This is a genomic window from Parvularcula maris (genome assembly GCF_024505085.1).
Taxonomy (GTDB): Bacteria; Pseudomonadota; Alphaproteobacteria; order Caulobacterales; family Parvularculaceae; genus Parvularcula; species Parvularcula maris.
On the sequence record NZ_JANIBC010000006.1, the window covers coordinates 47,562 to 70,238 of the forward strand.

General features: G+C 66.4%; 15 protein-coding genes and 1 tRNA gene. 11 read left to right on the top strand and 5 right to left on the bottom strand.

Features of this window, described 5'->3' with window-relative positions; genetic code table 11:
- Positions 1-98: 98 nt before the first annotated feature.
- The gene (locus tag NOG11_RS09255) at positions 99-1,310 is read right to left on the bottom strand and encodes an acetyl-CoA C-acetyltransferase (protein ID WP_256619474.1); all 1,212 of its coding nucleotides are present in this window, start codon (positions 1,308-1,310) and stop codon (positions 99-101) included.
- A gap of 139 nt (positions 1,311-1,449) precedes the next feature.
- Here NOG11_RS09255 and NOG11_RS09260 point away from each other — a divergent pair.
- Positions 1,450-1,526 (top strand) — tRNA-Met (locus tag NOG11_RS09260).
- 230 nt (positions 1,527-1,756) lie between these two features.
- On the opposite strand, the gene NOG11_RS09265 is transcribed toward NOG11_RS09260, so the two are convergent.
- Positions 1,757-3,253 carry a TolC family protein gene (locus NOG11_RS09265; protein ID WP_256619475.1) on the bottom strand — a complete coding sequence of 499 codons (1,497 nt, stop codon included), beginning with the start codon at positions 3,251-3,253 and terminating at the stop codon, positions 1,757-1,759.
- Between the two features lie 361 nt (positions 3,254-3,614).
- On the opposite strand from NOG11_RS09265, the gene NOG11_RS09270 reads away from it, so the two are divergent.
- The 3 genes from NOG11_RS09270 to uvrC all read left to right on the top strand — a co-directional run bounded on the left by NOG11_RS09270 (position 3,615) and on the right by uvrC (position 10,136).
- Complete coding sequence (locus NOG11_RS09270; RefSeq protein WP_256619476.1) at positions 3,615-4,754, top strand: efflux RND transporter periplasmic adaptor subunit; 1,140 nt, start codon at positions 3,615-3,617, stop codon at positions 4,752-4,754.
- Positions 4,751-7,948 (top strand): efflux RND transporter permease subunit, encoded by a 3,198-nt coding sequence (locus NOG11_RS09275; RefSeq protein WP_256619477.1) that lies wholly within the window; start codon positions 4,751-4,753, stop codon positions 7,946-7,948. Before NOG11_RS09270 ends, NOG11_RS09275 begins: the two co-directional genes overlap by 4 nt.
- A gap of 268 nt (positions 7,949-8,216) precedes the next feature.
- The gene (uvrC, locus tag NOG11_RS09280; protein ID WP_256619478.1) at positions 8,217-10,136 is read left to right on the top strand and encodes an excinuclease ABC subunit UvrC; all 1,920 of its coding nucleotides are present in this window, start codon (positions 8,217-8,219) and stop codon (positions 10,134-10,136) included.
- A 134-nt stretch (positions 10,137-10,270) separates the two neighbouring features.
- On the opposite strand, the gene NOG11_RS09285 is transcribed toward uvrC, so the two are convergent.
- Positions 10,271-10,600, bottom strand: coding sequence for a hypothetical protein (locus NOG11_RS09285; RefSeq protein WP_256619479.1), 330 nt, complete (start codon positions 10,598-10,600; stop codon positions 10,271-10,273).
- Positions 10,601-10,713: 113 nt separating this feature from the next.
- Here NOG11_RS09285 and NOG11_RS09290 point away from each other — a divergent pair, with 113 nt between their 5' ends.
- Positions 10,714-11,184 (top strand): GlcG/HbpS family heme-binding protein, encoded by a 471-nt coding sequence (locus tag NOG11_RS09290; protein ID WP_256619480.1) that lies wholly within the window; start codon positions 10,714-10,716, stop codon positions 11,182-11,184.
- A 5-nt stretch (positions 11,185-11,189) separates the two neighbouring features.
- Here NOG11_RS09290 and NOG11_RS09295 read toward each other — a convergent pair whose 3' ends face one another.
- Positions 11,190-12,641 (bottom strand): leucyl aminopeptidase, encoded by a 1,452-nt coding sequence (locus NOG11_RS09295; protein WP_256619481.1) that lies wholly within the window; start codon positions 12,639-12,641, stop codon positions 11,190-11,192.
- 107 nt (positions 12,642-12,748) lie between these two features.
- On the opposite strand from NOG11_RS09295, the gene NOG11_RS09300 reads away from it, so the two are divergent.
- The 6 genes from NOG11_RS09300 (at position 12,749) to NOG11_RS09325 (ending at position 20,161) form a co-directional block, all read left to right on the top strand.
- Positions 12,749-13,897 (top strand): LptF/LptG family permease, encoded by a 1,149-nt coding sequence (locus NOG11_RS09300; RefSeq protein ID WP_256619482.1) that lies wholly within the window; start codon positions 12,749-12,751, stop codon positions 13,895-13,897.
- Positions 13,894-14,997 carry an LptF/LptG family permease gene (locus NOG11_RS09305; RefSeq protein WP_256619483.1) on the top strand — a complete coding sequence of 368 codons (1,104 nt, stop codon included), beginning with the start codon at positions 13,894-13,896 and terminating at the stop codon, positions 14,995-14,997. Before NOG11_RS09300 ends, NOG11_RS09305 begins: the two co-directional genes overlap by 4 nt.
- A 90-nt stretch (positions 14,998-15,087) precedes the next feature.
- Positions 15,088-17,301 (top strand): LPS-assembly protein LptD, encoded by a 2,214-nt coding sequence (locus NOG11_RS09310; RefSeq protein ID WP_256619484.1) that lies wholly within the window; start codon positions 15,088-15,090, stop codon positions 17,299-17,301.
- Positions 17,302-17,336: 35 nt separating this feature from the next.
- Positions 17,337-17,885 (top strand): 2'-5' RNA ligase family protein, encoded by a 549-nt coding sequence (locus NOG11_RS09315; protein WP_256619485.1) that lies wholly within the window; start codon positions 17,337-17,339, stop codon positions 17,883-17,885.
- Positions 17,878-19,716 (top strand): ABCB family ABC transporter ATP-binding protein/permease, encoded by a 1,839-nt coding sequence (locus NOG11_RS09320; RefSeq protein WP_256619486.1) that lies wholly within the window; start codon positions 17,878-17,880, stop codon positions 19,714-19,716. The genes NOG11_RS09315 and NOG11_RS09320 overlap by 8 nt, the downstream gene beginning before the upstream one ends.
- Before the next feature lie 127 nt (positions 19,717-19,843).
- On the top strand, positions 19,844-20,161 hold the full coding sequence (locus NOG11_RS09325) for a hypothetical protein (RefSeq protein WP_256619487.1): 318 nt from the start codon (positions 19,844-19,846) through the stop codon (positions 20,159-20,161).
- Positions 20,162-21,026: 865 nt separating this feature from the next.
- On the opposite strand, the gene NOG11_RS09330 is transcribed toward NOG11_RS09325, so the two are convergent.
- Complete coding sequence (locus NOG11_RS09330; protein WP_256619488.1) at positions 21,027-22,649, bottom strand: long-chain-fatty-acid--CoA ligase; 1,623 nt, start codon at positions 22,647-22,649, stop codon at positions 21,027-21,029.
- Between the last annotated feature and the right edge of the window lie 28 nt (positions 22,650-22,677).

The window sequence follows — 22,677 nt, forward strand, 5'->3', positions numbered from 1 at the left end:
TTGCTATCTAAGAGCTTTGCTTCGCTACGGCTTCGCCGAAGCCCTCACCCGAAATCGAAGATTTCGACCTCTCCCGCGAGCGGGAGAGGTAACCCGGACTACACCCGCTCTAGGATCGTCGCCGTGCCCATGCCGCCGCCAATGCACAAAGTGACGAGCGCCGTCTGCTTGTCCGCGCGCTCCATCTCGTCGAGAACCGTGCCGAGGATCATCGCGCCGGTCGCGCCCAGGGGGTGGCCCATGGCGATGGCGCCGCCGCAGACATTGATGTCGGAGTGGTCGATATCGAGGGCCTGCATGAAGCGCAGGACCACGCTGGCGAAGGCTTCGTTCAGCTCCCAAAGGTCGATGTCGGACTTGCTCATACCCGCCCGGTCGAGAACCTTCTTGGCCACGAACTCGGGGCCGGTGAGCATGATCGTCGGCTCACTGCCGATCGAGGCCATAGCCTTGATCCGTGCACGGGGCTTCATGCCGAATTTCTTGCCCATCTCCTCGTTGCCGAGGAGGATGCCCGCCGCGCCGTCCACGATGGCCGAGGAGTTGCCCGCCGTGTGGATGTGGTTGATGCGCTCGAGCTCAGGGTATTTCTGCAGCGCCACCTTGTCGAAGCCGGGCATCATCTCGCCTAGGCCCTGGAAGGCGGGGGGCAGGCCGCCCAGGCTCTGCATGTCCGTCTGGGGACGGATGTTCTCGTCGTGGTCGAGGACGGTCATGCCGATGACGTCCTTCACGGGTACGACGGACTTGCCGAAGCGGTTCTCTTCCCAGGACTTGGCCGAGCGGCGCTGCGACTCCACCGCATAGGCGTCGGCGTCATCGCGGGTGATGCCGTATTTCGTCGCGATGATGTCTGCCGAGATGCCCTGGGGCACGATGTAGTTCTTGAAGGTCACCGCCGGGTCCGAGACCATGGCGCCGCCGTCCGAGCCCATGGGCACGCGGCTCATCGCCTCGACGCCGCCGCCGATCGCCATGTCGGCCTCGCCGGTCATGACTTTGGCTGCGGCCATGTTGGTGGCTTCGAGGGCCGAGGCGCAGAAGCGGTTGATCTGCACGCCTGCGGTGGTCTGGCTGTAGTCGGCCTGGAGGACCGCCGTGCGCGCGATGTCGGCGCCCTGCTCGCCCACCGGCGAGACGCAGCCGAAGACCACATCGTCCACGTAGCGGGTGTCGAGCTCGTTGCGGTCGCGCAGCGCCTGGAGAACCTGGGCGCCGAGCTGGACGGGGGTGATCTCGTGCAGGCTGCCGTCGGGCTTGCCCTTGCCGCGCGGGGTGCGGACCGCGTCGTAGATATAGGCTTCTGCCATGGAAGCGTCTCCTTTATCAGGTGTCGTTGCCGCCGCCCTAGCGCCTCGCGCCGCCTCGCACCAGAGAGCCATGACAGCTCATTGGCCAGCGCCCGGATTGGTGATAGGGCGCCCCTTCGGCACCCTTTGCCGAAGCCCTGGGGGCGTAGCTCAATTGGTTAGAGCTGACGGTTCATACCCGTTAGGTTGGGGGTTCGAGTCCCTCCGCCCCTACCAGCCCGAAGGGCTGGTAGGTTTGTTCGATCTCACGCGCCGCGGGCGCTGCGATGGCGCGGCCTGCTCGGCCGGAACCGCAGTCGCGGTCCTTCCCGTTCCAGCGTTGTGCTTCCTCCCCCTCAGCCTACCGGCAGCTCCCCCTCCCTGAGGGGGAGCGAAAACGAAAGTGGACGTCGGTGCTTGTTCCCTCCCCCATTTCAATGGGGGAGGTGCCCGAAGGGCGGAGGGGGCTAGTCCGCCAGCACTCGATGCACCGAAGCTCTCGTCCGCAGCGCGGCAATCTTCGCCGTCACCGCCTGGTCCTGGACGCTGAGCGCCGTCCTTTGCGCATCGAGGAGCGCGAGGAGGCTGTCCGCCCCCTCCCTGTACCTTGCCTCGATCAGCTCCGCTGAGCGCACGGCATCCCGCTCGGCCTCGGTCAGAAGAAACGCCTGCTCCGCCGCTCCGGCATGGAGCGCCAGCGCCCGGTCGGTTTCGGTAAGCGCGGTCAGCACCGCCTGCTCATAGGCCGCGAGCGCCGCACCAGCCTCGGCCTTGGCGGCGGCACGCTGCTTCAGGAGCTGGGGATAGGAGAGAATGTTCCAGCTAATCGACGGACCGTAGGCAAAGCCGAAGGCGTCCTCCTGACCAAGCCCTGAGAAGTCGAGCGCCGTGAGGCTCGCCGCGCCGGTCACGCTGACCTGCGGGAACAGCCCCGCCGTTTCCACGCCGATGTCGTAGGTCTCCGCCGCCAGCGCCCGCTCCGCAGCCCTCACATCAGGGCGCCGCCGCAGCACCTCGGTCGGCGCAGCCAGCACGACCGCGCCTTCCGCCGAAGGAATGGGCGGGGCGATCTCCTCGTCCACCAGCCCCTCGAACCGCTCGAGGAACGCCGGAACCGAAAGCCCCATCAGGAGCGCCAGGGACGAGGTGGCGTCCGCCGCCGCGCTCTCCACCTGCTTCACCTGCGCCGCCGTGGTCCTCACGAGGCTGCGCTGCTGCAGGAGGTTGAGCTGCGGCACCTCGCCGAGCTCGTAGAGGGCCTCGGTCAGCTCCAGGCTCCGCTCCTGAAGCACGAGGTTATCCAGCGCCACGCGCCTTCTGTTCAGCGCCTCGACCAGGAGGAGATACGTGTCCACCACCTGCGCCGCGGTCAGCCGTTGGGCATCGGCGAGAAGCTCGAGCTGCTGCTCCGCCCGCGCCGAGGCGCCCTGGGCCTGGCGCCTGATCCGGCCGAACAGATCGACCTCCCAAGCGGCCTGGGCCTGCGCCTGGTAGAGGGTGAAGGGGTCGTTGTTGCCGAAGGGGAAGCCGGGCGGGCCTTCCCCCTCCCCGTCGCCCGGCGGCACCTCGCCATCGTCGCCGCCCGCAATCCCCGCGAACTGGGCCTGGGCCTGCTTCTGGCGGGTTATGCCGAAGCTCACCGAACCCTTGGGAAGAAGCGCCCGGCGCGCCGCCCCTGCCCGCGCCTGGGCCGCTTCGAGACGATAGGCCGCAGCCACGAGGTCGCGGTTCTGGGCCGTGGCCAGAAGCACCGCCTCGGCGATCCGTTCGTCGGAGAAGCTCGTCCACCAGGGCGCATCACTCTTTTGTTCGCCCGTGCGATAGACAGCCTCATCGCCGAAGACGTAGCCCTGCTGCACCCCTTGGGGCTCGGGCTCTTCGTAGCGCGGACCGACCGTCACGCAGCCTGCCAGGAACAAGGCTGGCAGTGACAAAGCGGCGGCCTGCCATAGGTAGGTTCTCATCGGGCCAAAAGACTCCCTCGGGGCTTTACGGTCCCCTAGCACCATTTGGGTAAGGTTAGGTTGCGCTCGTGGTGGGACTAGGCCGTGTGGACGGATTTCGCGCCGTCCTGGTCATGGCTGAAGGCGGGCGATGTTAGGAAAGACGACGAAGGACATGCTGGCATATTCGAGAAGGACTGACGCGGCAGCGTCCGTCTTCAGACATGACCCCTTCGGGGTTCGGCCGAGCTGGCCCCTGGCTTCGTTGCGAAGCCTTGAAAGGGAATGGCCCTTCCGGCGGCTCCGCGCCTTGCCAGATGCCAGCTCGGACCCGAACCAGGACGGCGCGAAATCCGTCCACACGGCCTAGAGGACTTGGAAGATGCGTGTGGGTGAAATGATCAGGTCGCAGAAATGGGTGTTCATCGCCCTCGCGGTGGTCGCCGCAGGGTTCGGCCTCTACTTCGCCGCCGGGGCCGTGGCCGAGTCGCGCCAGGAGGCTCTGCCGCCGAAGAAGGAGACCCTCCCCCTCGTCGAGGTGGTGGACCCCGAGCCCGTGGAGCAGCTCTTCGTCACCGAAGAGGGCTTCCTCCGCCCCCGCGCCGAGATCGAGGTGATCGCCGAGGTGGCGGGCAAAGTTGTCGAGGTCTCGCCCAACCTGCAGCCCGGCGGCCGGTTCGAGGAGGGGGATGTCCTCTTCAGGATCAACCCGCGGACGCTCGAGGGCGACCTCGAACGCGCCCGCGCGGACGTCGCTTCCGCCGATGCCGCTGCCGCGAGAGCCAAGCGCCTGGAAGGCATCGGCGCCGCCTCCACCTCCCAGCTTCAGCAGGCCGACGCCGCTGCAGCCGCCGCTCGGGCCGGTCTGATCGCCGCAGAGAAGCGGCTCGACGACGCCGTCGTTCGCGCGCCCTTCGCCGCCTCGGTGATCTCCGAGAGCGTCGCCCTGGGCCGCTACCTTCAGCCGGGCACGGTCGCCGCCACCATCTTCGACACCGGCGCCGCCGAGGTCGTGGTGGGCCTGCGCCCCGAGGACGCCGCCGCCGTCCGCCGCGCCGCCGAGGCCCAGGACGGCCCCCTCGACGTAGTCGTCTCCCCCTCCCGCGCCAGCGCCGGATCGGTGACCTTGCGCGGCGAGGTCAAGCGCTTCGGCCAGGCCGTGGACCGTCTCAGCCGCACCGTACCCGTCGTCATCGAGGTGCCCGGCGCCTTCTCCGAGGAGCGCGGCGCGGTCTTCGCCAACGACTATGTCACGGTGGAGATCCCCGCCCTCACCGAAGAGATGCTGTTCGCAGGCCCTGTTGGGGTCGTCCGTCAGGAGCGTTTCGTCTGGATCCTCGACGGTGAGGACCGCCTGCGCCAGGTCGCGGTCACCCCGCGCAGCCGCGACGGGTTGAGGGTCGTCTTCTCAGCCGGACAGGATTTGAGGGGCGAGCGCCTCGTCCTCACCGCCCTCACCGAGGAGTCCGAGGGGCTCAAGGTGGAGGTCGCCGACGAGCCCGAGCGGCAGGCCGCCCGATGAACAAGCTCATCCGCTGGTTCGTCGACAGCCGCGTCGCGGCGAACCTTCTGGCCGTCTTCCTGGTGGCGGCGGGCTTCGTCAGTGCACGGGGCCTCACCGTCCGCCTCTTCCCCGATGTCGAGCCCTACGCCATCAACATCACCGTGCCCTATCCCGGCGCCTCCCCCGAGGAGGTCGAGGAGGGCATCATCGAGCCCATCGAGGAGCAGGTGCAGGGCCTCGACGGGGTGCGCAAGATCGATGCTCTGGCTGCGGAGAATGTCGGCAACATCATCGTCTCGCTCGATTTCGGTGAGGACACGGCGGACCTCGCCAACGATGTGCGCAACGCTGTCAACCAGATCACCGTCTTCCCCGAGCAGGCCGAAGAGCCCCTCATCTCGGAGATCAAGAGCGAGGAGGTGGTCGCCCAGGTGGTCCTCTCGGGCAACCGCGACCCCATCGAGCTGAAGAAGCTCGCCGACGACCTTCGCGCACGCTTCCTCGACAGCCCCGAGATCAGCCGGGTGCAGATCGTCGGCGTGCCGGAGTACCTGATCGAGATCGAAGTGCCCTCGGCCAGGCTCGAAGCGCTCGGCCTCTCCCTCGACGACATCGCCAGGCGGATTGCCGCTCGCTCCTTGGAGCTCTCCGGCGGCGAGGTGGAGGGGCAGCAGAGCCGTTACCTCGTGCGCACCCTGGGCGAGGCTGAGATCGGCGAGGAGTTCGGCAAGATCGTCGTCCTCACCTCCGAGGAGAACGCGCCGGTCCTTCTCGAGGATATTGCCGAGATCAGCGACGGCCTTGACGAGACCCCCTTGCGCACTTTTCTCGACGACCGCCCCGCCGTGGGGCTCAACGTCTTCCGCATCGGCGACGAGCAGATCTTCAACCTGACCGACGACGTCAAGGAAGTGCTGGCCGAGGCGGACAGCTTCCTGCCGCCGGGGGTCGAGGCCACCTTGTTCGTGGACCGCTCCGTGGAGCTCAACGGCCGGGTGGACCTTCTTATTCGCAACGGCCTGATCGGCTTCGTGCTGATCTTCGTGCTGCTGCTTCTGTTCCTCGATGTGCGCGTCGCCTTCTGGGTGGGTGTCGGCGTCGCCATCAGCTTTGTTGGTGCCTTCATCCCCATGGCGGTGGCGGGCATCCCGATCAGCCAGCTCTCTCTCTTCGGCTTCATCCTCGCCATCGGCATCGTCGTCGACGACGCCATCGTGGTGGGCGAGAACATCTACGCCACCGTCGAGGAGGGTGAGGACGATCCCAAGCAAGCGGCCAAGCGCGGCACCATCCGCGTCGCCTCGCCGGTCTTCTTCTCGGTCTCGACCACCGTCGCCGCCTTCCTGCCGCTGATGTTCGTGCCATCCACGGTAGGGCAGTTCATCGGCGACATCGCCTTCGTGGTCTGCGCCGTTCTGGTCCTGTCGCTGATCGAGAGCTTCTACATCCTGCCCCAGCACCTCAGCCACCTGCACGACAGGAAGCCCGGCAAGCTGTCGATCAGGCGCTACGCCGATCCCCTAAGGAACAAGGTGGCTGCGGGCCTCGACAGCTTCTCGGAGAAGCAGCTTCGCCCAACCATCCGCTTCGCCGTGGCCAAACCCTTCGCCACCGCGCTCTTCGCCTTCGCGGCACTGGTGGCGACCTTCTCGCTCTTCTCCGGCAGGCTGATCACGACGATCTTCTTCCCGGAGATCGAGGGCAATTTCGTCACCGCGCAGCTCCAGCTCGCCGAGGGCACCTCCGAGGTCCAGACCACCAAGGCCGTGCGCCGCATCCTCGACGGGGCGGAGGAAGCCGCCCGCCGCGTCGCCGAGGACAGCGGCACGCCGGAAGAGGAAGTGGTGGAAGGCGTCCTTTGGGCCCTGGGCCAGAGCATCGCCGGGCCGGATGTCGGCAACTACGTGACCTCCGGCGGGGCGGCGGCGAACTACGCCCAGATCGAGGTGGAGATCCAGGACGCCGCCGAGCGCAACTTCACCGCCGAAGCCTTCGAGACCGCCTGGCGCGACGCCACCGGCGCCATACCCGGCGCCCAGCGCCTCAACTTCACCTTCAACCTCGTCGCCGCCACCCTGCCCGTCCAGATCCAGGTGCTGAGCACCGACGAAGAGGCCGCCCGCGAGGTGGCCGGTAAGCTCCGTGCCGAGATGGAAGGTTATCAGGGGGTCTTCGACATCTCCGACGACCGCTTCCGCTCCACCGGCGAGGTGCAGATCAGCCTCCTGCCCGAAGCCGCTTCCTTCGGCGTCGATCTTCAGACCGTGGCCACCGCCGTGCGCGCCAGCTTCTTCGGCGCCGAGGCGGCTCGCATCCAGCGCGACCGCGAGGAGATCGAGGTGCGCGTCCGCCTGCCCCAGGAGGAGCGCCAGACCATCGAGGACATCAAGCGGCGCAAGATCATCCTCGGCGATGTCGCCGTACCCATCAGCGCCGTGGCCGACATCACCGTGGGCCAGGCACCCTCCACCATCACCCGCATCGACACGCGGCGGGTCTTCGTTCTGTCGGCCGATGTGGACAGCTCCCTCACCACCGGGGGCGAGGTGACCCAGCGCGTCCTCGCCGAAGCCTGGCCGGAGATCGCGGCGGACTACCCCAATGTCTCGGTCCAGCCCGGCGGTGACCAGGAGGAGCAGGCCCGCGCTCTCCCCGCCCTCCTGCGCAACTTCCTCCTGGCGATCTTCTGCATCTACGCGCTGCTCGCGCTCGCGTTCCGAAGCTACACCCAGCCGCTGATCGTCCTGTCGGTCATCCCCTTCGGTCTGATCGGCGCCTTTATCGGCCACGCCATGCTGGGGCTGCAGATCAGCCTCCTGTCGATCTTCGGCATCATCGGCCTTTCCGGGGTGATCATCAACGACGCCCTGCTGATGGTCGACTACATCAACGAGAACGTCTCCCGCGGCATGGAGATCGGCAAGGCGGTGGTGGACGCCGCCGTGAAGCGTTTCCGCCCGATCATCCTCACCTCGCTGACGACCTTCTTCGGGGTGACGCCCATCGTGCTCGAAACCTCGGTGCAAGCGGCTTTCCTGAAGCCCACGGCGGTCTCCTTGGGTTTCGGCATCCTCTTCGGCACGGTGGTGCTGATGGTCCTCGTTCCTGCCATGACCATGCTGCACTACCGGTGCCGCGAGGGTGCCAGCCGGGCCAAGGCGAAAGTGAAGGGTTGGGTGAAGGACAAGGCGGGCGGAGCGCAGACGGCGTAACTATCGCCCCCCTCTCCCGTTCACGGGAGAGGGGCCGGGGGTGAGGGGGTTCTGGGCGCAGGTCTTGTTAGCAAGCGCAGCAGAACGGCTTCGCCGATCCCCTCACCCAAAGTCTGCTACCGCAGCCTTTGACCTCTCCCGCAGGCGGGAGAGGTAGGCCTCCTGGAAAACCACCTACCAACCCGTAACGCCCCCATCCCCCCTCCCCGCCTAGTCACGGAATCGCGCGTCCGCTAAGCGCCCGAATCCTCTAAACCCCTGGGAGAGCATGAGCGAGACGGCGGAGAGAACCCTGAAAGGCCACGAGCTGATCGCCGACGAGGTGCGCCGCCTGCCGCAGAGGCCGGGGGTCTACCGCATGTTCGGCGAGGGCGGCGAGGTTCTCTATGTGGGCAAGGCCAAGAGCCTAAAGAACCGCGTCTCGAACTACGCCACGCTGAACGGCCACTCGAACCGCATCGCGCGCATGATCGCCGAGACCCGCGCCATGGAGTTCGTGGTTACGGACAGTGAGACCGAGGCACTGCTGCTCGAAGCGAACCTCATCAAGTCGCTCCGCCCACGGTATAACGTCCTTCTGCGCGACGATAAGAGCTTCTCCTCGATCCTCATCGCCAAGGACCACGCCTTCCCGCAGATCCTCAAGCACAGAGGCCGCCAGAAGCGCCCCGGCGAGTATTTCGGCCCCTTCGCCTCCGCCAACGCCGTGAACCAGGGGCTGACGACCCTGCAGAAGGCCTTCCTCCTCCGCTCCTGCACGGACTCTGTGTTCGAGAACCGCGAGCGCCCCTGCCTCCTCTACCAGATCAAGCGCTGCGCCGCTCCGTGTACGGGCGTTGTGAGCGAGGCCGAGTACGCGGACCTCGTCAGCGAAGCTATCACCTTCCTGCGCGGCGGCAGCAAGGCGGTGCAGGCGGAGCTTTCCGCCGGGATGGAGAAGGCCGCCGAGGAGCTCGACTTCGAAGGCGCGGCGCGGCTGCGCGACCGCATCCGTGCGCTGGCGCTCCTTCAGGAGAGCCAAGGCATCAACCCCGGCTCGGTGGAGGAGGCGGACGTCTTCGCCGCCTATGCCGATGGTGGCCAGACCTGCATCCAGGCCTTCTTCTTCCGTGCGGGCCAGAACCTCGGCTCGAAGGCATTCTTTCCAAAGGCTGATAAGGAAGAGACGGCGGCAGCGGTTCTGCAGAGCTTCATCGCCCAGTTCTATGACGGCCAGATGCCGCCGCGCACCGTCTTCATCTCCGAAGACATCGAGGACCAGGCCCTCCTTGCCGACGCCCTCTCGGTCAGCGCCGACCGGCGCGTCGAGATCCTCACCCCCCAGCGCGGCGAGAAGCGTGCGCTGGTCAAGCACGCCTTGATGAACGCCCGCGAGGCGCTTGGCCGCCGTCTCGCCGATACCGCCAGCCAGAAGAAGCTCATGGCCGCCCTCTGCGAAACGCTCGAGCTCACCGGCCCGCCCTCCCGCGTCGAGTGCTACGACAACTCGCACCTAGGCGGCACCCAGATGGTGGGTGCCATGATCGTCTCCGGCGAGGAGGGCTTCGAGAAGCAGAAATACCGCAAGTTCAACATCAAGAGCGAGGAGATCGCCCCCGGCGACGATTTCGGCGCCATGCGCGAGGTCCTGACCCGCCGCTTCTCGCGCCTCGTCAAGGAGAGCGCTCCGGGCCAGGACGACTGGCCGTCGCTCATCGTCATCGACGGCGGCCTCGGCCAGCTCTCGGCGGCCAAATCCGCCATGGAGGACCAGGGCATTCGCGTCGGCCCGGACATTGAGGGCGGCGAGATCATGCTGCTCTCTATCGCGAAGGCCCGGCGAGAGAACACGCGCGGCGAGCGCCTGGCCGACCGCTCCGCCTCGGCCATCGACCAGTTCTTCGCGCCGGGCCGCCAGCCCTTCATGCTGCCGCCCCGCTCGCCGGTGCTCTACTATTTGCAGCGTTTGCGCGATGAAGCCCACCGCTTCGTCATTGGTGCTCAGCGTGCGAAGCGAACCAAGCAGATGGTGCAGAACCCGCTGGATGCCATCGAAGGCGTCGGGGCCAGCCGCAAAAAGGCCCTCCTCCACCATTTCGGCTCGGCCAAGGGGGTCAGCCGCGCGAAGGCTGCGGACCTGATGGCGGTGGAGGGTATTTCGGAAAGCCTGGCGGAGAGGATCTATGATCACTTTCATCCGGGCGGGTGAAGCCTCTCAAACCGCTTTCCCACGGCGTAGGCGAAGCCGTAGACCGTGGGACCCATCTCTTGAGGTCAATCCTCATCGAACCGGCGGGAGATGGGTGCCACGGTCAAGCCGTGGCAAAGCGTCGAAGGGGCAACCTAACCCCCAACTACCTGCCGCGGGTTCGGGAACACCTCATAATGAGCGCAGCGCTCGTCCCAGTGCTCCAGCACCGGCTTCACCACGTCGGGGATATGCGCCGCCTCGTAGTCCTCGCCCATGAAGGCTTTCACCGCGTCCCAGCTCTCGAACCAGATGATGGTCGCGAACTCCGTCTCGGTGCCGAGCTCTCGGCGCATGGTGTCGATGCCGAGAAAGCCCGCATCGGTCCGTGCCTCGATCATCGGGATCACCTCTTCGGCGAGAAGCCGCTGATAGGTGTCGGCGTTCTCCTTGCTCGTCCAACCGCGCCAGTGCCTGCAGATCATCCGCTTCTCCTCTTTTCCGGCTCAGCCCTACGCCGGAACAGTGGCGGCAGGCCAGCCGGCTTGACCGCCGAGCTGCGATCCGGCGTCATCAGGGGCGAAGGGGAGAGACAACCATGATCCTACCGGCAATGACCGCCGCTCTGCTGCTCACCCAGCAGCCCGCCATGCGCCTCAGCGAGGAGTCCGCGCAGGAGATCCTGACGGGCTGCCGCGCTTTTGCGGAGGAGAACGAGCTGACCATCGCTATCGCCGTACTCGACGACCGGCTCTCCATGCTCGCCTACCGCCGCATGGACAGCCTGCGCGAGGGACCGGCGAAACTGGCCGTGCGCAAGGCGGAGTACGCCGCCGAGTGGGGTTCGGAGACCAGGAGACTAGCCGACGCTGTCGGGGAAGGACGCCTCGGCTGGGCCTTCACCTCGGGCGGCCCGCCGATCGAGGGCGGGGTGCCGGTCTATACTTCCGAGGGTGTGCTGCTCGGCGGGGTGGGCGTCTCCGGCGCCTCCGCCGCCGACGATGCGCTCTGCGCCAAGGCAGGCATCGAGCGGGCAGGGCTCAAACCCGCCCGTCCGCCTGCTGACTAAAGGCCTCAGCCCTCGTTCTGGCGCACCCAGGCGTCGAGGAGCTGGACGCCGAAGCCGGTGGCACCCTTTGGGCTCATATCGGTGTCCTTCTTGAGCCAGGCCGTGCCTGCGATGTCGAGATGCGCCCAGGGCATGTCCTTCTCCACGAAGCGCGACAGGAACGCCGCCGCCGAGGACGAGCCGCCGTCCCTTCCGCCGATATTCTTCATGTCGGCCACGTCGGACTTGATCATCTCGCGGTGCGCGTCGGCCAGCGGCATGCGCCACAGGCTGTCGCCGGTGTCCTTGGCGGCGGCCATGAGGTCCTCCGCCAGGCCGTCATGCTCGGTGAAGAGGCCCGCATGCTCGTTGGCGAGCGCGATCAGGATGGCGCCCGTCAGCGTGGCGAGGTCCACCATCGCCTTGGGCTTCACCCGCTCCTGCGCGTAGGTCAGCACGTCGCCGAGGACGAGGCGCCCCTCGGCGTCCGTGTTGAGGATCTCTACCGTCTGGCCGGACATGGAGGTGACGATATCGCCGGGGCGCTGCGCCTTGCCGTCGGGCATGTTCTCGACGAGACCGACGAGGCCCACCACGTTGCACTTGGCCTTGCGCCCGGCCACCGCCTTCATGGCGCCGACGACGGCCGCCGAGCCGCCCATGTCCATCTTCATCTCGTCCATGTTCGCGCCGGGCTTCAGCGAGATGCCGCCGGTGTCGAAGGTCACGCCCTTGCCGATCAGCGCCAGGGGCTTGTCGCCGTCCTTGCCGCCGTTCCAGCGCATGACCACCATCTGGCTCTCGCGCACCGAGCCCAGACCGACGCCGAGCAGCATGTGCATGCCGAGCTGCTCCATGGCCTTCTCGCCGAGCACCTCGACCTCGACGCCGAGGCCTTCGAGTTCGTCGCGGCAGATGGCGGCGTAGCTCTCCGGGTAGAGAACGTTCGGCGGCTCGGAGACGAGGTCACGGGCGAGGGCCACCCCCTCGTTGAGGGCCTTGAGGTCACCGTAGCCCGCTTCCGCGCCCGCCTCGTCCGTTAGGATGGTGATCTTGCGGAGCTTGGCGAGGTCCCCCTCTTCAGCGCGTCGCCGGTACTTGTCGAAAGTGTAGGAGCGCATGGCCGCGCCATAGGCGACCTCCTTGGCCGCACCATCCGGCGCCGCGATGGCGATCTCCTCGAAGCGCTTGCCCGCGAGCGCCGCCGCCTTGCCGCCGAGCTTGCGCATCGCGGTGGTGTCGGAAGCCGCGCTCTCGCCCTGGCCGATCAGCATGATCGTCACCGCTTCCATCGCCGCCGGTCCGGCGAGGCTCACCGTCTGGCCCGCCTTGCCGGTGAAGTCCGAAGCCTTCGCCGCGCGCTTGATATCGTCCGCGGCCCCCTCCAAACCTGCCGGGAGCTTGGGCTCGGCGTCCTTGGCGACGGGAACGACGATCAGGCCCGTCTGCGGAACCTTGTTGGTGAAGTTTAATTGCATTTCGTTACTCTCCCGTCCGTGAAGGCTCGTCTCTTCTTGTGTGGCCGTGCTAGGCCGCTCGGGCCTCCGTGGGAACACCCTGCGGCACTAACGAGTAGGGGAGCCCGTTGAGCCGTCTCGACCGCTATCTGTTCAAAGCGTCCCTGATGCCGTTCCTGCTCATCCTGGTCTGCACCACCGCCGTGGCCTGGCTGACCCAAGTGCTGCAGCGCATGGACGTGATCGTGGACGATGGCGGAACGATCCTCGCCTTCGCCAAGATCACCCTGCTTCTGGTGCCGAGCCTGGTGGGCATCGTGATCCCGGTCGCGCTCCTCGCCGCCTGTCTCTACGTTCTCAACGTGCTGATGGTGGACAGCGAGATCCCCGTCATGCGCGCGGCGGGGGCGAGCCGCTTTCGAATCACCCGCGCGCTTCTCCTCTTGGGCGTGCTCGCGGCGGGAGCCGTCGCGCTGATCAATCTCGATCTAGGACCGAAGAGCCACCGCTCCTTGCGGACCACGCTTTGGGACGTGCGCTCCAACATCGCGTCGAGCCTCGTGCGCGACCAGGTCTTCGCACCGGTCGCGGGAGGGATCACCTTCTACGCCGAAGACGTACGCCCCGGCGATCAGTATGTGGGCATCCACATCCACGACGCCCGCGACGACAAGGTGCTGACCACCTACACGGCGGAGAACGGGCTGTTCACCGTGATCGGCCTCGATCCGCAGCTCTTCCTCCTGCGCGGCACGATCCAGCGCGAGAACCTCGAGACGGGCAAGATCGACATCGTCCGCTTCACCGAGACCTCGGTCGATCTCGCCGATTTCGGCGGCAGGGACCCTGGTGACCGGCCCTGGCAGAGCGAGGAGCGGTTCCTTTCCGAGCTCATGAACCCCGATCTCAACCGCCCCTACAATCAGCGCTACCAGGGCCTGTTCCTGGCCGAGGCCCATGCCCGCCTCGCCACGCCGCTCTACTGTGTCGCCTTCGTGCTGATCGCGGGCTCGTTCATGCTGTCGGCCACCACCAGCAGGCGGGGCTACGGCAAGCGGATCGCCATGGCGGCGGGGGCCGCCGGCCTCATCCGTATCTTAGGGTTCCTGGTGCAGAGCGCAGCGGCCGACGCCGCCGTCCTGAACCCGCTTCAGTACGCCATTCCGGCCCTCGCCATCGTCGTGGCCAGCGTCTCCTTGTCGAACAGGGTGGGGATCGGCCCTTCCCGGCCCAGTGCCGCCCGCCGCGAGTTCGGTCCGGTGGAGAGCCCGGCATGATCGGCCTCACCATGCCCGAGCGCTATCTCATGCGCCGCACCTTTCGCGGGATCATGGTGCTGGGCCTCGCTTCCTACGCCCTCACCGTCTCCATCGACTTCCTGGAGGCCCTGCGCCAGGTGAGCGATGCGGAGGGGGCGGGCACAGGCGACGCTCTGGCTCTCACCTTCCTGCGCACGCCTCAGCTTCTGATGGTGCTGTCCCCCTTCGTCATCCTCTTCGGCACGCTCCTGGCCTTCGCGCAGCTCGCTCGCTCCCTCGAAGTGGCCGTCTTCAGGGCGGCGGGCTTTTCCGTCTGGCGGATCGTCGGTGCGCCCGTGCTGCTCGCCTTGGCCATCGGCCTCTTCCTCATCACGATCGTCGACCCGGTCACCACGGAGATGGCGAAGGAGGCCGACCAGCGTCTCACCGAGTATAAGGGCCGCGCCAGCCTCGAAGAGCGCGCCTTCGGCGAGGGCCTGTGGCTGCGCCAGGACATCGTGGGGGGCGACATCCTCTTGATCAGAGCCGGTGGGGTTGATTTACCGAACGAACGGTTCACCGATGTGACGCTCTGGCGGAAATCCCCTGATGGCCGCTTGATCGACCGGTTCGACGGCCCCGTGGCCGAGCTGACCGAGCGGGAGCTGTTTTTGACCGAAGCGTCGAGAATGGCGCCCGGCGAGGACCGCTCGGAGCTTGCCGGCGGGGTGCGCTTTCCCACCACCTTCAGCCTCGCCGACATCCGCCGGACCAGCCAGCGGCCGGAGGTCCTGAACCTCTGGAACCTGCCCGGCCTCATGCAGAGGATCGACGGTGCCGGCATCCCCACCGAGCCCTATGCCCAGCGCCTTCACGAGATCTATGCCGTCCCGCTCAAGCTCGCGGCGATGGCGGTGATCGCCTGCGTCTTCGCCCTTCCCATCCACGCACGAAGCGGCGGGATCGGCAGGCTCGTGGTCTCGGGCATCGCAGCCGGGTTCCTGTCCTTCATCCTCATCCAGTTCAGCCAGGCGCTCGGCGAGGCGGGGCTGATCCCCGTCATCATCGCCGCCTGGACGCCGCCCCTCATTACCCTCCTCGCCGGGCTCAGCCTGCTTCTCTTCCGCGAAGACGGGTAGCGCCGGGCCTTTGGGACTTCCCTGTGTGGTGAAGGACGGTTAACGCTTGAACCGTTAACCACCTAACATCTGTATCGGAGCGCGTTGGTCATGGTCCTCAGTCTGTTGTTCGCCGTGGGCGCAGCGCTGAGCGTGCAGGACACGCCGCCTCCCGCGGCGGTGTCCGAGGACGATCTTCTCTTCACGGCCGCGAACGTGGACCGCACCGAGGACGGCCTGATCGTTGCCGAGGGCGACGTCCGCGCCTCGGCGGAAGGCCGCTTCATCAGGGCCGACCGCGTCATATACGACCCGGAGCTGGGCCTGGTGACGGCCGAAGGGAACGTCGTCGTCACCGACGAGACGGGGCAGATGTACTTCGCCGACAAGGCCGAGCTCACCTCGGACCTCGCCAACGGCATCGCCGAGATGTTCGAGGCCGAGCTGGCGCCGAACGGCACCCTCGCCGCCGCCACCGTCGTGCGCCGCGACGACGGCACCAACACCCTGCGCAAGGCGACTTTCACCCTGTGCCAGGTCTGCGAGACGGGGCTCCGTAAGGACCGTCCCGTCTGGCAGCTCAAGGCGCGCCGGGTCATCCAGGACGAGGACGCGAAGGTCCTGCGCTTCCGCAACGCCTTCATCGAGGTGCTCGGCATACCAACGGTCTGGGTTCCCTACGCCCAGCTTCCCGACCCCTCGGTAGATAGGGCCACCGGCTTCCTGCCGCCCGACTACCGAAACTCCACCCGGCGCGGCAACGAGTTCGAGGTGCCCTTCTACGTGGCGATCTCGGACTATCAGGACTTCACCTTCTCGCCCCGCTACTACGACATCCTCGGCCTGATGTTCAAAGGCGAGTACCGGCGCAACACCTACAACTCCGCCGCCGTGGTCCAGGCGGGGATCATCAACCCGACCAACGACCTCTCCGAAGAGGCTGGCAGCCCCGACCCCATCCGCTGGCACTGGTTCAGCCGCTACACCCGCGATCTGCCGGCGGACTGGACCTTCGAGGCGGACATCGACGGGGTCTCCGACAGGGGCTACCTCCTCACCTACGACATCGAGCCGAGGGGCGAGCTGCGCGACCGGATCTCGATCCTCCGGCCCGACCGTCTGGACAGCAATGTCAGCTTCCGGCGCAAGACCGACCGTTCGTTCACGGACGTCTCCAACTACGTCTTCCAGACCCTGCGCTTCAACGAGGACCAGGAGTTCGTCGGCCAGGCCCTTCCCCGCCTCCGCCACGAGCAGTACTTCCAGGTGCCCGGCGGCGAGGTCACCTTGGGCGGCAGCTTCCTCAGCCTCTTCCGCGAGGACGGCGTGGACAGCATGAGGGGCTCCGCCCACGCCCGCTACCGCAGCAGCTACACGACGAAGTCCGGGCACCGTTTCGAAGGCTTCGCCGAGCTTCGCGGCGACACCTACCACTACCAGAACGCCGATCAGGGCATTCAGGTCTGCAACGTGCAGGACGGTTTCTTCGAGACTTGCCGGTTGGGTTTGCCCAGGGACGGGCTGGAGGAGGATTTCAGCTTCCAGCGCTTCCTGCCCACCGTCGGCGCCGAATGGTCCTTCCCCCTCGCCCGCCTCGGCGAGAACACGAGCCTCATCATCACCCCGCGGGTCCAAGCGGTGGCGGCCCCCGACCGCAGCTTCCGCGACGACGTCTTCAACGAGGACAGCCAGTTCTTCCAGTTCGATACGGTGACGCTGTTCGACTACAACAAGAGCGCGGGCCTCGACCTCTGGGAGGACGGCAGGCGCGTCAATGTGGGGGTCGAGACCGCCGCCACCGTCGGCAACTGGCTCACCGTGGATACCCTCGTCGGCACCCAGTTCCGAAGCGAGGCCACCGACGCCTTCGAGCCCAACACCGGCATCGGCGAGGTGCAGTCGGACTTCGTCGGCGCCGTGGACGTGCGGCTCTTCAACAACCTCGCCTTCGACAACCGCTTCCGCATCGACGACGACACGGGCTCCTTCCGCAGGCTGGAGAGCAGCGTCGGCGGCAGGCTCGGACGTCTCTCGGGCGGGCTCAACTATCTGCGCATCGAGGACGACAATTTCGAGACCAACGGCATTCTCGACGAGTTCCTGATCGTCAACGCAGCGCTCAAAGTGACGAGGCATATCTCCATCGCCGCCGTCCAGGCCCAGAACCTCGACAGCGGCGACAGCACCAACACCGAGGTGGCCCTAAGGCTCGCCAACCGGTGCAGCGCGCTCTCCATCCGCTACCGCTTCGACGACAGCAACGTGGAGGGCTTCGAGCAGGACAGGGAGATCTTCATCCGGTTCGACATTCTCGGCTTCAACTAAAGCCGGAACGCCCTTGCGGGCTAACTGGCCTTCCTATGACCAGACCGATCATCGCCGCCCTTCTGTTCCGCGAAGAAGACCAGAAGCTCTTCCAAGAAGCGCGGGACCGGTGGTTTCCGCCGCGTCTGAACCAGGTGCCCGCTCATCTCACCCTTTTCCATCACCTGCCGGGAAGGGAGCCGGACGCCGTTGAGCAGGCTGTCCGAGGCGTCTGTAGCAGCACAGAACCCTTCGACCTGATGGCGGAGAAGCTCGTCCCGCTGGGCGGCGGTTTCGCCTACCTTCTTCCCTCCCAGAAGCTGTCCAGGCTGCGCGCGGACCTTGCCGAGTGTTTCGAGGGCCAGCTCACGAAGCAGGACGCCTCGGGCTTCCGCGCCCATGTCACCGTGCAGAACAAGGTCACACCGGACACGGCCAAGCTCTGCCTCGAAGAGCACACCAAGACCTTCGAGGCCTTCACCGTGCGCGCCGAGGGCGTGAAGCTCTGGTTCTACGACGGCGGCCCGTGGGAAGCTTTCGCCAGCATCCCCTTCGGCAGCGATAGCGCGGGGGAGGAGGCTCCGCTAGGCGGACCCGATGCGTAGCGCGACACCAGCCGACCTCGAGAAGTCCCGCGAGACCAAGCTCTCCGAACAGCTCGCCAATCTCAGGCGCCTCTGGCCCTATATGTGGCGGAAGGAGCGGCCGTGGGACAAGGTGCGCATCGGCCTCTCCCTCGCCGTCATCCTCATCGGCACCGGCATCACCGTGCAGGCCCCCCTCCTCCTCGCCGACGGCATCAACCGCATCGCCGAGGATGATCCTGCCGCCGGTCTGGCCGCGGGGATCGCAGGCTTCATCCTGGGCTACGGGGTCTTGCGCTTCCTTTCCGTCGCCATCCCCAACCTGCGCGAGTTTCTCTTCTCTCCCGTAGGCCAGCGGGCACAGCGCGAGGTCGGCGTCGATGTCTTCCGCCACCTGCAGCGTCTCTCCCTACGCTTCCACCTCGAGCGCAAGACAGGCTCGCTGTCGCGGATCATGGAGCGCGGCAACCGCTCCATCGATTTCCTCTTCCGCTTCCTCCTCTTCAACATCGGCCCGACGCTCCTCCTCCTCGCCTATATCTGCGTGGTCTTCGCCCTTCGCTACGAGGTCGCTCTTTCCCTCATCGCGCTGGTCACCGTGGTCAGCTATTTCTGGTTCACCGCCGCCTCGACCGAGTGGAGGCTGAAGTTCCGTAGGCGCATGAACGAGAAGGACCAGCTCGCCTCCTCCCGGTCCGTGGACGCCCTCCTCAACTACGAGACGGTCAAGCTCTTCGGCGCCGAGGCCCGCGAGACGAAGCGCTTCTCCCGCGCCATGGAGGACTACCAGGAGGCCTCCGTCCGCTCGGCCCGCTCCCTGGCCTGGGTCAATATCGGCCAGGCGGCGATCGTCAATCTCGGCCTCGTCCTCGCCCTGGGTCTGACGGCGCAAGGGGTGGCGGCGGGGCGCTACGGCATTGGCGAGCTGACCGCGGTGAGCCTCGTGATGATGCAGCTCTACCAGCCCCTCAACATTCTCGGCTTCGCCTACCGCGAGATCAAACAGTCCCTCATCGACATGGAGAAGATGTTCGACCTCCTCGCCATCCGGCCTGAAATCGCCGACCGGGAGGGTGCATCCGTGCTCGACGCGAAGGGGGCGGCCGTCAACTTCGACGACGTTCGCTTCGGCTACGGCCCTGACCGCGAGGTGCTGAAGGGTCTGAGCTTCACCGCCGAGGCTGGACAGAAGACCGCCATCGTGGGCCCTTCCGGCGCGGGCAAGTCTACCATCGCGCGGCTTATCCTGCGCTTCTACGACCCGACCGGCGGCGCGGTCAGGATAGGCGCCGCTGACATTCGCAGCGTCACCCAGGAGAGCCTCCGCGCCAGCCTTGGCGTGGTCCCCCAGGACACGGTGCTGTTCAACGACACGATCGGCTACAATATCGGCTACCCCAAGCCCGACGCCACCCAGGACGAGATCGAGCGCGCGGGCCAGCTCGCCCAGATCCACGCCTTCATTGAAGGCCTGCCCAAGGGCTACGAGACGCTGGTGGGCGAGCGCGGCCTCAAGCTCTCCGGCGGTGAGAAGCAGCGCGTCGCCATCGCTCGGACGGTCATCAAGAACCCGCCCATCCTGCTCCTCGACGAAGCGACCTCGGCCCTGGACAGCGAGACAGAGGCGGGCATCCTCGCCTCTCTCAACGAGGTGGCGTCGGGGCGGACATGTATCGTCATCGCGCACCGCCTCTCCACCGTGGTGGACGCCGACAAGATCATCGTGATCGAGGACGGGCGCCTCGTGGAGTCGGGCAACCACCGCGACCTCTTGCGCGAGAACGGTCTCTACGCCAGACTCTGGCTCCAGCAGTCCATGGCCCGCGAGAAGGGCACCTTGGAGACTGCCTGAGCGCTCTTTTGTTACGAATCTCACAAGCCTTCGCACCTGCAAAGAGTCGCGTCCTAGAGGATGGATGGAACGAACCGTCTCTAGACTTCGGTGTTAGCAACCCCAGACAACACGAAAGGGTATTGTCATGGGTAAGATTGTTGCAGCCGTCGTCGTCGTGGTCTTGGCTTTCCTTGGCTACACTTGGCTTTTCGATACGGATGTCGAAGGCGGCGAAGTTCCTAACGTCGAAGTCGAAGGTGATCTTCGCGCACCGGACGTCGAAGTCCGCGGCCCGGAAGTCAGCACCGGCGAGAAAGAAGTCGACTTCACCGTCCCGACCGTAGACGTCGAGCCGGCTGACGACGACGCCGACGGCGAAGAAGACGAGTTCATGGACGAAGAAGGCATCGACGATCAGGAAGATCCCGACGGTGTCGACGAAGACGAAGAGCCCTACCGCTAAGCGTCGCTCAGTCCTGAACTAGACTAACCGAAACCGGCCCTCGAAAGAGGGCCGGTTTTCGTTTGCGCGGAAGGTTGTTTATCGGATCCGCCCTTGCGCGGGCGTCCATTCACAGATCATGTGAAGACCCAACGTATCCGACAGTAGCGCCCCGGCCCTGGCCGCCCCCTCAGCCTGCCGGCAGCTCCCCCACGGGGTGGGGGAGCGACATAGCGAGCAACGCTGAGTTCTACTTCCCTCCCCCACCCCGTGGGGGAGGTGCCCGAAGGGCGGAGGGGGCAGCAGCGCCAGCAACTTATCCCCGCCCTCTCAGCTTCGCGTACAACCCTTCTCATCCGGCCTTGCGGGGAAGAGACGTCACTTCTCTTGGGTCCGGGCGGGTCTTCGCGCCTAGTGTAGTGACAGGCGGATGGCGAGAGCTGCGGATCGGCCGCCAGAAGAAGAAGACCTAGCGAGCGGGCGGTGGTTTGGTCACTTCAGGCCACGGCCGACCCCAGTTTTGTTCTCACCCAGCCGTGGCCACGCCCACGCGCTCCCCGCTTCCGGTGAACTGCCTACGGGCAGCTACGGGTGCTGGTCGCTACCCAACCCCTCCGCCCCTCAAGCCCGCTTCCCACGGCGCAGCGCAGCGAAGACCGTGGCACCCATCACCTGAACGATGAACGAGAACGCACCCATAGGAGTTGGGCACCACGGTCTTCGCCGTGGTGGGCGCCAGTAAACAGACATTCGGAAGAAAGACCCAACCCGTAGGGCGGTCAGCCAAAGGCTGGCCGCGTTCGGTGCGATAACGCTGTAAACGGGGCCAACGGCTTTGCCGCTGATGGCCCTACGGTGAAGCGCTACCTTCAGCTTCCCCAATAAACTACGCAGCCGTGGGCAGCTTGTAGTCCTTGAAGTGCTCGCGCAGCTTGGTCTTCAGCACCTTGCCGGTGGCGCCCAGGGGGATCTCTTCTACGGCCTGCACGTCGTCCACCGCGGAGATCTTCGGCAGCTTCTCGTTGACGAAGCTCTGGATCGCTGAAAGGTCCGTGCTCGAACCAGGCTTGAGCTGCACCACGAGAAGCGGCCGCTCGTCCCACTTCGGATGGTGCATGCCGAGGGCCGCCGCCTGGACCACGTCGGGGTGGTTAAGGGCGGCGTTCTCGATGTCGATGGAGCTTATCCACTCGCCGCCGGACTTGATGACGTCCTTGGCCCGGTCGGTGATCTGCATCTGGCCGTCGGGGTGGATCACCGCCACGTCGCCGGTGTCGAACCAGCCGTCCTCGGTCAGCGCGTTCTCCTCGAAGCCGTAATAAGTGTCGATGATCCAGGGGCCGCGGACCTGAAGGTGACCCTCGCTCTCGCCGTCATGGGGCTGACGATCGCCGTTGGGCGTCACGACCCTCATATCGACGAAGGGCACGGCCTTGCCCTGCTTCACCTGCTCGGGGATGCGCTCGTCGATCGGACGGTCGTAGAAGCCCGGCTCCTCGACGTTGACCGTGCCCAGAGGAGACATCTCCGTCATGCCCCAGCCCTGGCGGCAGCGTACGCCGTAGGCGTCGTAGCCGCGTATGATCTTCTCGGGCAGGGCCGAGCCGCCGATCAGCGAGTATTTCAGCTTGCCGAAATCGAGGTTGTTCTCCGCCACATAGGCGAGAAGCCCCAGCCACACCGTCGGCACACCGAGGGCGTAGGTGACATCCTCCTCGACGATCATCTCGTGCAGGTTCTTGCCGTCGAGACCGGGGCCAGGCAGCACGAGCTTCATGCCGAGAAGAAGCGCCGTATAGGGAACGCCCCAGGCGTTGACGTGGAACATCGGCACCACGGGCAGGCAGACATCGTCCGGACCGCAGCCGAGCGACGAGGGAAGCGAGGCGACCAGGGTCTGCAGCACCAGCGCCCGGTGGGAGTAGAGGACGCCCTTCGGCTTGCCCGTGGTCCCGGAGGTGTAGCACATGGCGCAGGCGGTGTTCTCATCGAGGCCCGGCCATTCGTACTCGGACGGCTTGCCTGCGATCAGCGCCTCGTAGCTCTTCGCGTCAAGGCCGTTCTGGGTCTGCGCGCCTTCGGGGCAGAGCTCCACGTAGTTTTCCACCTGGGGAAGATGCGGCGCCAGACCGGCGGCCAGCGGCGCGAAGGTCGCGTCGTAGAAGACCGCCTTGTTGCCTGCATGGTTCATCACATAGCCCGCGTTCTCAGGCCCGAGGCGCGGGTTGATCGTGTGGCAGACCGCGCCAATCCCAGCGAGGGCGTAGTAGAGCTCGAGCTGGCGGTGGGTGTTCCAGCCGATCACGGCGACCCGGTCGCCCTCGCCGATCCCCATCTCGACCAGCGCATGGGCGAGCTGGGCGATGCGCTCCCCAGCCTCGCGGTAGGTGTAGCGGTGGATGCCTCCCTCGACGAGGCGGGTGACGATCTCCTGGTTGGCCGAGTTCCTCAGCGCGTGGCGCAGAATATCGGTGAGCAGCAGCGGGGCCTGTTGCATCTGTCCGAGCATATGTTCCTCCCTGGCGGTGTTCTCTTGC